The organism is Desulfuromonas sp. AOP6 (assembly GCF_009731355.2).
Taxonomy (GTDB): Bacteria; Desulfobacterota; Desulfuromonadia; order Desulfuromonadales; family SZUA-540; genus SZUA-540.
Genome location: NZ_AP022810.1, coordinates 337924 through 352479, shown reverse-complemented (window position 1 = coordinate 352479; position 14556 = coordinate 337924). Strand labels below are relative to the sequence as shown.

The window sequence follows — 14556 nt, the reverse complement described above, 5'->3', positions numbered from 1 at the left end:
CTTGGTCCTTGAATTCGCCATTTTCTGGATCGTGGCCGTTTTGCTGGTTGGCAGTTTTTTCCGGTTCATCACGATCCATTTTCAGCTGTGGTTTTATCTCAAAAAAAATCACCCGGATTTTTTCAGCCGGAACATCACCGGCACCGGCAAGAATCTCGCCTGCTTCTGGAACGCCTATGACGGCTGTCTCACCCTGGAAGACCCTTTTGTCGTTGAAGCCAAGAAACAGCACGAAAGCCGCCTTAAGCAATTCGTTCTGGCCATTGTTCTTGCCATCGCCATCACCGGCCTCGGTATGGCTGTGCTTTATTTTTCGGGCCAGTAAAACACCCTGCCCCCGTGAACGACTCCTTTATTGGCCACCCTCTAACCAACCGCAGAGGGCCCCGGCTTCTTTTTCCTTGACAACCCCGCCCTTTACGGATAATTATTATCCACAACTAAACGCTATCCCAAAAAGAGTCAACTATTTGAATGGATAAAAGATTTCAAAATATTATAGATTCCTTGCGTCAAAAGGATTTTCGCATTACACCGCAGCGTTATGCGGTGCTGAAGCTTCTCTGCTCCAGTAGGGCGCACCCGGGGCCAGGTGAAGTCTACGAACAGCTACGCCAACAGTTTCCGACTCTCAGCCTGGCGACGGTGTACAAAACGGCGGCCCTGCTGCGGGACATGGGAGAGCTGACCGAACTGCCCATGAAAGATGGAACCACACGGTATGACGGCCGCAATCCGGCGCCGCACCCCCATGTCATCTGCAACAACTGCCTGAAGGTCATGGATTTCGAGGCACCGCCCCTTGATTTCCTGCAACAGGAGGCCGAAAGTGCCACCGGATTCCAGATTGCCGAGTACCGGGTCGATTTTTTCGGGCTCTGCCCGGAATGCCGACACCATTAATCAAGTATTGCGACTAACAGGGGCTTTTCCGAAACATCGCGAAAAGTCCATTCATTGCAGCGACCCCCTGGTCGCGACACCACTGAAAAAGGAGAGAAAAAGAATGGCTACCAAAGAGAATCTTGCTGAAGCTTTTGCCGGAGAGAGTCAGGCCAACCGCAAATACCTGGCCTTTGCCAAGCAGGCCGAGGTCGATGGCTACCCACAGGTCGCCAAGCTCTTCCGGGCGGCGGCTCATGCCGAGACAATTCATGCCCACGCTCATCTGCGCGCCATGGGCGGCATCAAGAAGACACTCGAAAACCTCGAAGAGGCCATTGACGGCGAGGGCTTTGAGTTTCAGAAGATGTATCCTCCCTATCTGGAAGAAGCCAAGCGCGAGGGGAACAAGCCTGCCGAGGTCAGTTTCCGCAATGCCCTGGCCGTGGAAGAGGTGCATTATGACCTCTATTCAGAGGCTCTGGCGGCTGTGAAGGGCGGCGGTGATCTGCCTGAGCGTGCCGTGTATGTCTGTGAAATCTGCGGCAACACCGTCTACGATGAAGCCCCTGACCGCTGCGAGGTCTGCAACGTTCCCAAGGAGCGCTTTTCGCTGATCTCCTGATCGCCAACCGGCAGAAGGCAGGGTTTTTCCTGTCTTCTGCCGGTCCGGACACCTCCCCTCAAACCCTTACCCCCACCATGATCAAAAGCATGGTCAAGTCGCCGGGAGAGAATCAGACCCATGCGGCTAGGCAGGGTGCAACCTATGGCGTCCGCCATAAAGTCTTTACAAAAGTATCGCTTTTGCGGATATTGAACCCTGTCGTTTCGACCCGGAGCCAGCGTTGCTTTAATTGAAGGTATCCCTGCCATAGATTCGAGGAGAGGCCACCATGTTTGCGATCCTGAACCAATATAAGCAGCACATGATCAGGGCTCTCATGGTCATGATGGCCATCGTGCTGGGGCTGGCCACTCTCGACCTGGGCTGGCTCATTGTCAAAGACATTCTTGAACCGCCCCTGTTTCTGCTGAGCATCGAGCAGTTACTCGAAATCTTCGGGCTCTTTCTGCTGGTCCTCATCGGCATCGAACTGCTCGAAACCATCATTAAAACCTTCCAGACCCAGGGGCAGCCTCATTACGAAGTGGTGCTCTCTGTTGCCATTATCGCCATCGCCCGCAAGGTCATCATTCTGGACCTTCAGGAGGCAGACAGCTGGGTTATGCTGGGCATTGCCGCCATTATTCTGGCCCTGACGGCTGGCTATTATCTCATGAAGAGGGGGCAATCGCTGGACCGACAAACAGCAGGGAGGCAGGGGCATGGACCGGAATGACCAGCCGTCACACCCGAAGAGCAGGCTGAGAACCTGGCTTGCCACCTTCGTCGCCCTCTGTCTCGGCGGCTGCCTGGGTATGCCGGAGCAAGTTCGTCCTGTGCAGGGATTTGATGTCGACCGCTACCTGGGGACATGGTACGAGATCGCCCGGCTGGATCATTCCTTCGAGCGTGGTCTGGAACGGGTGTCGGCCGAATACAGTCGGCGCGGGGACGGCGGCGTCCGGGTCATAAACCGTGGCTTTTCGCCCGCGGAAAATCGCTGGAAAGAGGCGACAGGCAAGGCTTATTTCGTGCGTGAACCGAGCGAGGGGTATCTGAAAGTGTCGTTTTTCGGTCCTTTTTACGGCTCCTACGTCATCTTCGAGCTCGACCACGAAAATTACCAGTACGCCTTCGTCTGCGGCCCCGACACCTCGTATCTGTGGCTGCTGGCACGTACTCCGCAGGTCGACGAGGAGCTGCTGAAGCGTTTTACCAAGTCAGCGGCAGCGCGGGGCTTTGCCGTCGACCAACTGATCTTCGTGAATCATCCGTAGATGTTCCGCCATCACCACTGATCCTGGTGGCGCTGCTTATCCCCCTACCCCACTAAACAAACAATAGCGATTCTTGCCAGACTGCTTCGCCTGGTACATGGCATGATCGGCCTGGGCCATCAACTGGGTGGCCTCGACGGAACCTATCTGCGGGTAGAAGGTCACACCGATGGAACCCGACACCTGCACTTTGAGCCCCTGCATCTCGAAAGGCTGCGAACAGCATTCGAGCAGGCGTTCGATGAGCGGCACCACGGCCTCGCTATCGCTCAGATCGCTCAGAATGGCGATAAACTCGTCACCACCCATGCGGGCCACGGTGTCGACCTCACGCAACACACCACGCAGGCGTTCAGCCAGCGTTTTAAGCAGCTCATCCCCCACGTCATGACCGTAGCGGTCATTTACTTCCTTGAAACCATCGAGGTCAATATACACGGTGGCCAGCTGCTGGTTGCGGCGCTTCACCTGGGCCATGGCCTGCTTTAGACGATCGACCAGCAGGACGCGGTTGGGCAGCTGGGTCAGGGCGTCGTAATGCGCCAGAAATTCAAGCTGCTGCTGCTGTTGCCGTTGTGTGGTGATATCGACAAAAGAGGTGACGATGGCCAGAAGAGAGGCTCTGCCGCCCTCCTGCTCCTTGGTGTCATAGACCGGCTGGGTATTGAGGCTGAGCCAGAGGATGTTGCCGGAGGCCTGGTGGATACCCACGACATCGTCGTAAATTGGCTGCTTATCCCGCCGGCAACGACGGACGGGATACTGGTCAGGCGGATAGGGGCTGCCATCGGCCCGCACGGCCTTTTCGCCCAGCTCCATGAGGAGGCTGCCACGAATCGCTTCGTCCGACAGCCCCAGGATACGCTTCGCCGATGGGTTGCACTCGATGATGCGCCCCTCGACATCTTGAATGATGATCCCTTCAGCCAGCACCTCTACGACAGAGCGGTGATATTCCTCGCTCTGCCGCAGGGCCATTTCGGTCTCCTTGCGCGCGGTGATCTCCAGGTGGGTACCTGCCATCCACAGGGGCTGGCCCACATCGTCCCTAGAGATGATGCGGCCCCGGTCGAGAACCCAGACCCAGTGGCCGTCCCGGTGCTTCATGCGCGTCTCGCACTCGTAGTCCTCGACCTCGCCGTCGAAATGACGCTGCAGCGCTTCCGCCGAACGGGCCAAATCATCAGGATGCGCGTATTTTTCCCAGGTGGCGATGCTGACGGGGGCGATCTCCGCCAGCGAGTAGCCGATCATCTGGGCCCAGCGCTCGTTGAAGCGTGTCTCGCCAGTCTGCACATTCCACTCCCAGGTGCCGGTACCGGTTCCCCACAGGATATTGGCTAATCGCTGCCTCTCTTCCTGCAGGGCCTCCTGAGCCAGCCGCTGTTCGGTGATATCCTGCCCCGAGCTCAGGGTGCCCATAACGCGACCACCGTTGTCCTTAAGCAGGGCAATCTGCCAGGTCAACAGACGCTGACTGCCATCGCGGCACTGGACCAGGTTTTCGAAAGCTTGCTCTACTTCAATTCCACCGCCAAGGATCTTTTGAAAGAAGGGGTAGATCCTCTCCATCCCTTCAGGTTGCGGCAGACAGTCCGAAAACCAGAGTTTTCCCATAAGCTCGGCCTCGCTGTAGCCAAGCAGTTCGCAGCCGAAACGGTTGATCATGGTGATGCGCCCCTGGTCATCTAGGGCCAGCATCAGGGTCTGTACGGTATCAAGATAGTTCTGCGCCTTCTGGCGCTCCTGTTGCTGCTCGCGATAGGCGAGCTCCAGGGCGCGATTGCTGCGAACGATAAGAATCAGCAGCAGCCCCGTCACCCCCAGAAAGGTCACAATGACGACAATAAGAATCTCGTACTGGTCCCAGATGTCTCGCCAGGTGAAAACCGGTGCCTGATCATAGGGGGGGAGGCGCAAAGCACGGGCCAGTTCGTCAACCGGTGTATAGTCGGCCGGCGGCGCAAAACCGCCAATGCCCGCCGCCCTGGCGACAGGATGCGAGACATCGAGAGCCAGCAGAGCGGCCGTTATTCTTTTCACATGCCGGCTGTCGACCTGGGGCAGGGCGACAAAAGGCCACTCGGGATAGAGGCGGGTAGATACCAGGTAGGGGAAACCGGGAAACTCCTGAGGATGGACGACGCGCAGACGGACCGGATCGAGAACTCCTTCGGCGGTCAATTGCTCGATGATGCTGGTGCGGATGAAGCCGGCATCGACCTCGCCGTCAAGGACCTTTTGCACGACAGCGTCGTGACTTTCAGCCACGAGCACCGCTGCGTCGGCGGGAAGCTGGATGCCGGCCTGCAGCAACTCGAAGGCCTGTGTCTGATATCCGCCCAAAAATCTGGTGCCGGGTACAGCAAGGCGCCTTCCTCGCAGGTCTTTCAGTGAGACCAGGTCCGTTCGCTCCTGCCGGGCAATGATGACCCCACCCAGACTGCAGGTGGGTTTGCCGTCCGCAATGCTGATCAGGGTGGCCAGGGCACCGGTAAGCGGGTTGCGATGGCGAAGTACCGTGTAATGGCTGGGGTTGGTGAAGAGCAGGTCGAGTTCTCCTGCGGCCAGCGCCGGCTCGATTTCAGCCATCTCGAGGACGCGCAACTCGACTTTGGCGCCTTTGAGCTGCCCACTCAGATAATCGGCCAGGGGCTGGTAGGCATCCTGAAGAATGGGTTTAGGGCGATAGGCGAAGACGCCGAGGGTGAGGGTATCGGCTGCCAGGACCGTGGCGCTTGGCCCGCAGCACAGCAACATCGCCAGGAAAAGCCCCCATCCCGTCTTTTTCAAAAGATACGATCGCACCGACAACGGTTGAACCCCTTCGGCTTTGTGAGAATCGTTCATTCGTTTTTCAACGGCCAGGAGCCACCATATCCTGTCCGTCATTCCTTGGTGACAGCGGCAACGTTTTTAACCCGACCAACCCCGCAGGACCACTGTCAGGGCGAGGACACTCGTTCCAGGATCTGGCGGGCCTGATCGTAGTCCTCATCTCTTACCGCCTTGAAATAGCGGCCGCTGGTCGCATCGGACGATTCAATAAAGAGTTCCCGCAGATTCTCGTCAATATAGGAGAGCTGGCAGGAGAGCAGGAACTTTTTAATGACAGCCCTCTCGGCGGCAGGCAAACGCCCATGGGCCGCGAACAGGGTGTGGGAAATTTCTCCCGATTGCCCGATACGTTTGAGGGAGAGCCCGAACTGGGACTCAAAAGTTTTCAGGGTGGAGGAGCTGGTGGCACAGGCGTCGATATTGCCTATCTGCAGTTGCTGCAGACAAGCCAGATGATTGGAGAAGTTTTCAATCGTGACATCCTGATCGGGCACCAGGCCATTATTTCGCAATTCATCCAGAGCCAGATAGGTCACCGACCCGGTAAAAGGCGGAGTGCCGACCACCTTTCCCTTCAGCTCACAGATTTCGTTGACCGGTGAATCGAGTTTGACCGAGAAGAGGGCGAAAAGATTCTCCGACCGGGCCACCAGTGGTTCATAACCTTGCGGTTTGCCGAAACGGATATAATCGAAGGGGTGAATATGGACGATATCAAAGCTTCCTCTTTTGAGCTCCGCGATGAATTTCTCGTAAGAGCTGCTCAGGCGCAGCTTGACCGGCCTGCCCAACTGCTTGCCGAGATCGGCGGCGATGGGCGCGAAGATTCTTTCCAGATTGGCCACGGGCAAAAAGGGGAAAACACCCAGAACATACTCCTGTGGTGGCTCCGCTGCTTCCTGGGCCTGCACGGAAGCCTGCAGCGCAAGCACAACAAACAGGGCGACCAACAGACGGTGCCAGCGACTTGGGGACATGCCTCTCTCCTTACCTGCGTTTATTTAAACAGAGGACCGTACTGCTTTATGGCGCGACGGCCATACCGGAAAAATCCTCCCGGCAGAACAAGCAGACCATACGAACTTCTTCAGCCTGATCCAGAAAAGCCTGCAGCACATAGGGATCAAAATGTTCCGGGCAGGTGCGTCCATCTCCCTCGCTGATAAGCCGGATGGCTTCTTCGTGGGAATAGGCCTGTTTGTAGACCCTTTCGCTGGTCAGGGCGTCATAGACGTCAGCCAGGGCCATCAGACGGCCGGAAATGGGTATTTCTTCTCCCTCCAGGCCGTGGTAGCCGCTGCCGTTCCAGTGTTCATGATGGGTGTAGGCGATCTCCCCGGCAATGCGCAGAAAAGAAGAGGCCGGCTTGTTGTGCATCCCCGCTTCGATACGGCTGATGATCTCCCGTCCGAACAGGGTGTGCTGCTTCATGCTTTCCATTTCGACCGAGGTCAGGGGGCCGGGTTTCTGCAGGACAATATCCGCCACCCCTACTTTGCCGATATCGTGCAGCGGCGCCGAGTTGAGCAGCAGACGCAACGTGTTGTGGTCAAAATAGCCTGTGAAGCGCGGATGGTCCTTCAGACGTTCGGCAATAAGCCGGACATACTCCTGCGTGCGACGGATGTGCTCCCCCGTCTCGATATCGCGATATTCCGCCAGGATCCCCAGGCCAAAAATGGCGGCATCCTGGGTCAGCAGCAGTTCGCGGGTGCGGTCGGATACCATTTCTTCCAGGTGGTCGCGGTGGGTCTTGAGCTCAAGGTGATTGCGCAGGCGTGCCTTCACCAGGGAAGGGGCGAAGGGTTTATGGATATAGTCAACGGCGCCCAGGTCGAGGCCCCGCTGCTCTTCGAGATGATCGGAGAGCCCGGTGAGAAAAATGACGGGAATGGCGGCGGTGCGGGGATCGGCCTTGAGGCGATGACAGACTTCGTACCCGTCGAGACCGGGCATCAGCACATCGAGCAGAATAATATCGGGAAGGGGTTCCGTCGAGGCCAGTTTCAAGGCGCGTTCCCCATTGTTGGCCACGACGATGGCATACTCATCCCGCAGCAGATTCAGCAGCACCTGAATATACTCGGGCGTATCGTCGACAATCAGCACCTTGTGCCGCCGTAAATTAGCGCGCATGTCTTAACTCGATTCCTTCCTGCCGCAGTCCATCGATCAGCCGCGCCAGAATATCATGGGCCCGGTCGATATCAAAGACATCCAGGGATTCTTTTAGTTCCGCCAGTTCCTGGTGCCGGCTTCCACCCGCCAGCCATTTTTCCAGGGCGTCAATATGCCTCATGGCCCCGGGCAGATCATTGTCCAGCAACATGTCAATTTCCCGGGCGGCCAGCAGGCACAGGCCTGCATCCGCCGACTCCCCGTCGTCCGTGGCCTTATCGGGGGCAAGTTCCTGACAACTGTCCAGAGCCTGAATCAGCCCGGATAATTGCCCGGAAAAATCGTCCAGTGCGATGACGGGATCCCCCTGCGGGTCTTTTAAGACGGTTTCCAGGCGCGCGGCAGCCACGGCCAGATCCTCGGCGCCGATGATGCCACAGATTGATTTGAGGCTGTGGGCATAGCGGCGAGCGGCCTCGCGCTCGCCCTTGTCAAGGGTCTGTCGAATCTCCTCGTCGGCCTGACGCCGGGCGCGGGCGAAGTTGCGCAGCAGTTCGAGATAAAAGTCAGGTTTGTTGTTGCTGTAGCGCAAGCCTTTGGTCAGGTCGATGCCGGCCAGTCTCTCCGGCAGGCGGACGAGAGGCACCGGGACAGGCTCAGCACCTGTATCGGGGCGTGGCGCGGCCGGCTGGATCCATTTGAGCAGCACCGCCGTCAACTGTTCTGGATCGATGGGCTTGGGCAGATAGTCGTCCATGCCGGCCTGCAGACAGCTCTCCCGGTCGGAGGCCATGGCATGGGCGGTCATGGCGACGATGGGGACATTGGTTCCTTCCGGCAGCAAGCGAAGGCGTCGGGTCGCTTCAAAGCCATCCATGACCGGCATCTGGATATCCATGAAGACAAGGTCTGGCTTGAGACTGCCGAGCAGTCTGACCGCCTCGGCGCCGTTTTCTGCGGTCGTCACCTGCAGGCCGAAAGAGGTCAGCAATTCGGTGGCTACCTGTCGGTTGAAATCATTGTCTTCAACCAGCAGAACCCGTCCTCCGTGCAGACTGGCCAGGGCCGGCGCCTGCTTTTCTCCAGCTCGGCCCGTGGGGGCGGCCAGGGCGAGGGCACCATTTTCGCCATTCTCCCGGCCCAGGGCCGCCATGATGCTGTCTAGCAGAACCGACGGGTTGGTTGGCTTTGTAATGTAGCCGTCGAGCCCCTCTGCGTCAGCCCGGCGGATGGTGTCTTCGCAGCCATAGGCCGTGGCCATGATGATGCGGGGTCGCTGCCGGAGGGTGTGACTGCGGCGGATGCGGCGGGCGGCCTCGAAACCATCCACGGCCGGCATGAGCCAATCCATGATGACCAGGTGGTAAGGCTGGCCGCACAGTTCGGCCTCCTGCAGGGCCGCCATGGCTGCATCAGCGTTATCTACACTGGCGGCGATGAAGCCGAGGGCGGTGAGCTGGCTTTCGAAGATATCGCGGGCAGTGCGGTTGTCATCCACCACCAGGATGCGCCGCCCCCGCAGACCGGAGGTCGAGGCCGCCAGTGGACGCGGGGCCATACGGCCGATGCCGAGGTGGGCGGTAAAGCTGAATTCGGTCCCCTGGCCTGGCTCACTGCGAACGGAAAACTCGCCATCCATCATTTCCACCAGCTGCTTGCAGATCGCCAGGCCCAGGCCGGTGCCGCCATATTTGCGGGTGGTGGAGGCATCGGCCTGCGTGAAAGGTTTGAAGAGCCGAGCCAGCATATCCTGGCTCATGCCGATGCCTGTATCGCGGACGGAAAAGTACAGGCGCACCTGGTCGCCACTTTGTCTCAGCAGCCGGACCCGCAACACGATTTCGCCCTGTTCGGTGAACTTTGCCGCGTTATTACACAGATTGACCAGCACCTGCCCCAACCGCAAGGAGTCGCCTTTGAGGGAGAAAGGAATGTCCGGATCGAGTTCCACCAGGAATTCGAGTTTTTTCTCCAGCATCTTGCCGGACACCAGCATGGTGACCTTGTCCAGCATCTCTTCCAGCAGAAACTCCTGGTTTTCCATCTCGAGGCGGCCGGCTTCGATCTTGGAAAAGTCGAGAATGTCGTTGATAATCCCCAGCAGTGACTCGGCGGAAGCGCTGACCTTGCGCAGGTAATCGCGCTGGCGGGGGGAAAGCTCGGTCTTGAGCGCCAGGTGGGTCATGCCGAGAATGGCGTTCATCGGCGTGCGGATTTCGTGGGACATGTTGGCCAGAAAACTTCCTTTGGCCACATTGGCGATCTGGGCCGCATCCCGCGCTTTTTCCAGCTCATGGTTGGCCGATTCGAGCAGATTGGTGCGCTCCCGCACCCGCTCCTCCAGAGTGGCGTTGACGGTGCGCAGCTCCTTGACCATCGTCTCCAGCCGGCGAGCCATGGTATTGAAAGCATCTCCCAATATCCCGATTTCGTCGCAGGAACCCTCCCCCAGATCAACCTGTACCGACAGATCGCCCTGGGCCAGCTGGGTGGCCGCTTCCGTCAGACGCACCAGGCGCCGGGTCAACAGAAATCCAAGCGCCAGGCTGATACCGACGACCAGACTGATACCCGCCAGGGCGGCAAGCACACTGGCCTTCAATACCCGCCGATGCTGGGTTTCGATCTCCGCATGGGAAAAGGTGGTTTCGACCGTGCCGATCAGACCGGTCTCATTGCTGATGGCCCGCCGTGTCACCTGATTGATCTCATCGCTGACCTGCGCAGGCAGGCGTGATCCCAATTCGGCGGGAACGGTGCTGGAGACAATGACCCCTCGGGAATCAGCCACGCGGATTTCGATGACTTCCGGGTCCGCCTTCAGCTTTTCGAGATAGAGCTGCAGCACCTCGTACTCGCCCTGCAGCAGGGCGCCCCGGGTCATGTCCAGCAGAAAGGCGCTGAAAACTTCTTCCTTGGTTTCAAGCTGACTTTGGGACACCTGATGGGACATGCTGATGCTCAGCCAGATCACCAGAATCAGCAACAGGCTGGCCACCAGGGAAATGATCAAGGCAAAGCGGTATCGTAACGAATTGATCGGCATCAGCGACCCTTTGCGCCCGGGTACATCCGGACATGAGAAGAACTTTTCATTCATCCCGTCAGACGCCGCTGGCGCCATCGGGATGGCGATCTGGTATGATTAAGAAACCGCTCTCCTGCCAGCCTTCCTGAAGAAGACAGGAGACACCCTTTAGAACATGCTCACCACCAGGAAACTGAACCCTTTTTCACGACAGGTTTTCATCTCCATGATTCACACCCTGACCAACCGCCAGACCGTGCCGGCCAGCCTCGAAGAAGTCTGGAACTTTTTCTCGCGGCCGGGCAACCTCAACCGTATCACACCGCCGTCTCTGCATTTTCGCATCCTCAGCGGCGAGGAACCATCCACCTATGCCGGGCAGATCATCCGTTACAGCATTCGCATCCTGCCCTTCATCCGGGTCCAGTGGTTGACGGAGATCAAGCATGTGGTGGCCTTGTCCTCTTTTGTCGACGAACAGCGCCTCGGTCCCTACAAGCTCTGGTATCATCACCACCAGTTCATCCCCGTCAAGGACGGGGTGGAAATCGTCGATACCGTCCACTACGCCATCGGCTACTCGTTGCTGGGCGACCTTGTACATCGTCTCTGGCTGCGGCAACGGCTCGAGTATATTTTCAGCTACCGCCAGGAGGTGATCAGCCGTCTCTTTGCGGGCTGCAGGGAGTGACGTTCATGACGCGACAGCTGGCCGGAGTGCTCCTGGTGGCGTTGGCTCTCATGTCGACAAATTGCACATATCGTGCCTCAATTTCAGCGGGCTATCCGGTCATGGACGAACACAACAGCCGCAACTCCCTCGACTGGCCCGGCACCTATGCCGGCGTGTTGCCCTGCGCCGACTGCGCCGGGCTGGAAACGACCCTCACCATCAGGTCGGATTCAAGCTACCATCTCGAAACCCGCCCTCTCGGTAAAAGTGACCGCCTGTTTGAGGAGCAGGGAACCTTCACCTGGCTGGAAGGTGGCAGCATTATTCAGCTAAATGACGGCGCCACACGCTATCTGGTTGGTGAAAACCGGCTTTTTCTGCTCGATCGCCGGGGGCGGCGAATCACCGGAGACCTGGCCGCACACTACATCCTGCACAAAGAATAGGGGTGTGCGACTGCACAGGAGTGTGTCATTTATCCTCTGCATATGCCACGCCGCGCCATGCCGGTTGACAGGGGCGGCGACATTGCCCATACTCGCTCTTCGTTCATCCCCCCTCAACGAAGGATTCGCCCATGGCCCTGCCGGCCACGATTTATCGCGTCGCCATCGATCTTGCCGATCTCGACCGCGGCTGTTACGCCCGCCTTGAAACGACGGCGGCCCGTCACCCCTCCGAAACGGCGGAGCGACTGGTGACCCGCCTGCTGGCCTACGCCCTCTGCCATCATGAGGAACTGGGTTTCACCAAGGGGATATGCGCCGGAGACGAGCCGGATCTGTGGAGCCGGGAGGCGGACGGCCGCGTGCGGGAGTGGATCGAGGTCGGCCTGCCCGACGCCGAACGCCTGCGCAAGGCGAGCCGCCATGCCGGGCGGGTGGTGCTGGTCGCCAGCGGCAGCGGCCTGCGGCGCTGGCTGGAACAGCATCAGGCCAAACTGGCCTCCGTGTCCAACCTGACCATTCTCGCCCTCGACGCCGATTTTATCGGCCGCCTGGCCGCCAGCCTGGAGCGGGCCGTCAACTGGTCCCTCACCGTCACCGAGGGGACGCTTTACCTGACCCGCGGCACTGAAACCCTGGAGGCCCCGCTGCACCTCATTCAGGGGGAACGATAATGACCATCTGGATCGACGCCGATGCCTGTCCGCGTCAGGCCCGCGAACTCGTCTTCAAGGCGGCGCAGCGCCTGCAGATCCCCGTCTGCCTGGTGGCCAACCAGCCGATGAGCCGGCACCACTCGCCGCTCATCACCTCGGTGCATGTGCACGACGGCTTCGACGCCGCCGATGACCACATCGCCGAATCCGTCGCTCCCGGCGACCTGGTCATCAGCGCCGACATCCCCCTGGCCGCCCGCGTCGTCGCCGCCGGCGGCGAGGTCATCGATCCGCGCGGCGACCTGCTCGACCAAAACAACGTCGGCGAACGCCTCTCCCTGCGCGACCTGCTCGCCGACCTGCGCAACGACGGCGTCGTTTCCGGCGGCCCGGCCCCTTTTGGCCCCAACGACCGCAAACGCTTCGCCGCCACCCTCGATCGCACCCTCACCCGCCTGGCTCGGGCGGCCGCTGCCAAGGGCTGATGCCTTTCTTTTCCGTTGACCGCTAGAATTTCCCTGTTTCAGCCTCCGCCAAAGAGATTCGTGGCATTTTTCCAAAAAAGAAATTATTCTGAGCCTGTTGGCTTGTGACGGGCAAAAAGCATTTAGAGAGGGGCGTTTGTCTGGTCCTGGCCTATGGGGAGGTCTGCATTTTCTGCCATTTTTTCCTGGGGGAGGGAAAACCATGACTGTTTTACGGACGCGATGGATTTTTCTGGCCGTAGCGGTGCTGATTCTCAGCGGCTGCGGCTCGGCCCGTTACACCTCATCTCTGAAGTATTCAGGTGATCCGGCACAGACGATAGAAGACAGCCGCTTCCGAATCGTGGCCTTGTCCCTGCCCTACGACACCAGCGATGCCGGGGTGTCGTACCGCTTGAAGCCCCTGGCCGAGACCGGTCCTTTTGCCGAACGGGCCATACAACTTTACCCCGCTATCTTCTCCAACGACAATTCGGCCCTGCCCATCGAGGTGGCCGTCAACGCCGATCCCGACATTGGCGTCAAGGGTTCCATACTGACCGCCCTTACCCTGGGGCTCATCCCTTTTCCCAACCACGACAAGATGGATTTTGCCGTGACCGTGCAGGGGGATGGCGCTAAAGCCCTCCATCCGACCGCGGTTTCCGTGCAACGCGAGGATGTCTACTGGATGAGCCTCATCGGACCGCTCGGCGCCATTCCCATCGGGGGGCCGTCGGACCTGCCGCGAGACGGCATCTTCCTTTTCATCCCCCTGTCCAAGGACGCCTACAATACCAACAAGCCCGTCGAGTTCAGCCGGGACTCGCTCATTGAAGCGACGGTTCAGGCGCTGCGCCAGGCCGATCCCGCCCGCCTGCGAGCGGCCTACCGGGATCGCGACGCATCGACCCAGCAGGAGATCTACATCGAGGGCAAACCGCACTGGCTGGTACTCGCCCCCTACATCCCCGCGGGAATGACGACCCAGTGGGCGGCCTCCGCTTACAGCGTGCGCGTCTATAATGAAAAAGCACGGGGGAAAAGCGCTCCGCTGCAGGAGATCATCGTGGCCCGACGCAACGAGAGGGGGGGCTGGCAGCCCGACTCGGGCTACCTGCACAGCGCCGGGGAGCTGACCTCTGTCAGCGCCCTGCTGGAGGATGGCCGGCCGAGCCGCATCGTACTGCGTCCGGTGAGCGAACCGCCCCTGGAGGACTTTATCGAGCCGGCAGAGATGAACGCCGAGCATCTGCGCTGGAACAACGGCATCCTCATCGAGGCGAAGAACCGTTCCCTGCCGAGGATGCTGCGGGAGAAAACCCGGGAAGACCTGTTGAGCCTGGTGACCCGCATCGAAAAAGCGGCGCTCGACCTCAACGAGCAGTCCGAACGCGCCAAGGACCGCGCCCAGGCCATGGTGGAAAAAGGGGAAGGCGATCCGGGACCGGACCGCGAACTGGCCATCCTCTGTCGTCAGCGCCTCGATGTGCTGCGGCCGATTCTTGGCGCCCTTCAGCAGGAAATCGCCATGCGCAGCCATTAATATTCCATTCGTTTCAGGAGG

Annotated in this window: 14 protein-coding genes; 10 read left to right on the top strand and 4 right to left on the bottom strand. The window is 59.3% G+C overall.

What is annotated here, in order from left to right; genetic code table 11:
- Nucleotide 1 precedes the first annotated feature (1 nt).
- From AOP6_RS01675 to AOP6_RS01655, 5 genes are all read left to right on the top strand, one after another.
- On the top strand, nucleotides 2–325 hold the full coding sequence (locus AOP6_RS01675; RefSeq protein ID WP_155874910.1) for a hypothetical protein: 324 nt from the start codon (nucleotides 2–4) through the stop codon (nucleotides 323–325).
- A gap of 149 nt (nucleotides 326–474) precedes the next feature.
- Nucleotides 475–903 (top strand): transcriptional repressor, encoded by a 429-nt coding sequence (locus tag AOP6_RS01670; RefSeq protein WP_155874909.1) that lies wholly within the window; start codon nucleotides 475–477, stop codon nucleotides 901–903.
- Between the two features lie 103 nt (nucleotides 904–1006).
- On the top strand, nucleotides 1007–1507 hold the full coding sequence (locus AOP6_RS01665; protein WP_155874908.1) for a rubrerythrin family protein: 501 nt from the start codon (nucleotides 1007–1009) through the stop codon (nucleotides 1505–1507).
- Nucleotides 1508–1778: 271 nt separating this feature from the next.
- The gene (locus AOP6_RS01660; protein ID WP_155874907.1) at nucleotides 1779–2225 is read left to right on the top strand and encodes a phosphate-starvation-inducible PsiE family protein; all 447 of its coding nucleotides are present in this window, start codon (nucleotides 1779–1781) and stop codon (nucleotides 2223–2225) included.
- A 79-nt stretch (nucleotides 2226–2304) separates the two neighbouring features.
- Nucleotides 2305–2766 (top strand): lipocalin family protein, encoded by a 462-nt coding sequence (locus tag AOP6_RS01655; protein WP_213194830.1) that lies wholly within the window; start codon nucleotides 2305–2307, stop codon nucleotides 2764–2766.
- Nucleotides 2767–2802: 36 nt separating this feature from the next.
- Here AOP6_RS01655 and AOP6_RS01650 read toward each other — a convergent pair whose 3' ends face one another.
- The 4 genes from AOP6_RS01650 to AOP6_RS01635 all read right to left on the bottom strand — a co-directional run bounded on the left by AOP6_RS01650 (nucleotide 2803) and on the right by AOP6_RS01635 (nucleotide 10768).
- Nucleotides 2803–5616: a diguanylate cyclase gene (locus AOP6_RS01650; protein ID WP_213194712.1), complete on the bottom strand. Its 2814-nt coding sequence runs from the start codon at nucleotides 5614–5616 to the stop codon at nucleotides 2803–2805.
- Between the two features lie 95 nt (nucleotides 5617–5711).
- Nucleotides 5712–6581: a phosphate/phosphite/phosphonate ABC transporter substrate-binding protein gene (locus AOP6_RS01645; RefSeq protein WP_155874904.1), complete on the bottom strand. Its 870-nt coding sequence runs from the start codon at nucleotides 6579–6581 to the stop codon at nucleotides 5712–5714.
- A 46-nt stretch (nucleotides 6582–6627) separates the two neighbouring features.
- Complete coding sequence (locus AOP6_RS01640; RefSeq protein ID WP_155874903.1) at nucleotides 6628–7740, bottom strand: response regulator; 1113 nt, start codon at nucleotides 7738–7740, stop codon at nucleotides 6628–6630.
- Nucleotides 7730–10768, bottom strand: a complete 3039-nt coding sequence (locus AOP6_RS01635; RefSeq protein ID WP_213194709.1) for a response regulator — start codon at nucleotides 10766–10768, stop codon at nucleotides 7730–7732. The genes AOP6_RS01640 and AOP6_RS01635 overlap by 11 nt, the downstream gene beginning before the upstream one ends.
- A 157-nt stretch (nucleotides 10769–10925) precedes the next feature.
- Between AOP6_RS01635 and AOP6_RS01630 the strand changes: the two genes are divergently transcribed.
- The 5 genes from AOP6_RS01630 to AOP6_RS01610 all read left to right on the top strand — a co-directional run bounded on the left by AOP6_RS01630 (nucleotide 10926) and on the right by AOP6_RS01610 (nucleotide 14535).
- A complete protein-coding gene (locus tag AOP6_RS01630; RefSeq protein WP_213194708.1) occupies nucleotides 10926–11441 on the top strand; it encodes an SRPBCC family protein in 516 nt (171 codons plus the stop codon).
- Between the two features lie 5 nt (nucleotides 11442–11446).
- Nucleotides 11447–11869: a copper resistance protein NlpE gene (locus AOP6_RS01625; protein WP_155874901.1), complete on the top strand. Its 423-nt coding sequence runs from the start codon at nucleotides 11447–11449 to the stop codon at nucleotides 11867–11869.
- A gap of 131 nt (nucleotides 11870–12000) precedes the next feature.
- Complete coding sequence (locus AOP6_RS01620) at nucleotides 12001–12543, top strand: YaeQ family protein (RefSeq protein WP_155874900.1); 543 nt, start codon at nucleotides 12001–12003, stop codon at nucleotides 12541–12543.
- On the top strand, nucleotides 12543–13010 hold the full coding sequence (locus tag AOP6_RS01615) for a YaiI/YqxD family protein (RefSeq protein WP_155874899.1): 468 nt from the start codon (nucleotides 12543–12545) through the stop codon (nucleotides 13008–13010). The genes AOP6_RS01620 and AOP6_RS01615 overlap by 1 nt, the downstream gene beginning before the upstream one ends.
- A 202-nt stretch (nucleotides 13011–13212) precedes the next feature.
- Nucleotides 13213–14535, top strand: a complete 1323-nt coding sequence (locus AOP6_RS01610) for a hypothetical protein (protein WP_155874898.1) — start codon at nucleotides 13213–13215, stop codon at nucleotides 14533–14535.
- The last annotated feature ends 21 nt before the right edge of the window (nucleotides 14536–14556 follow it).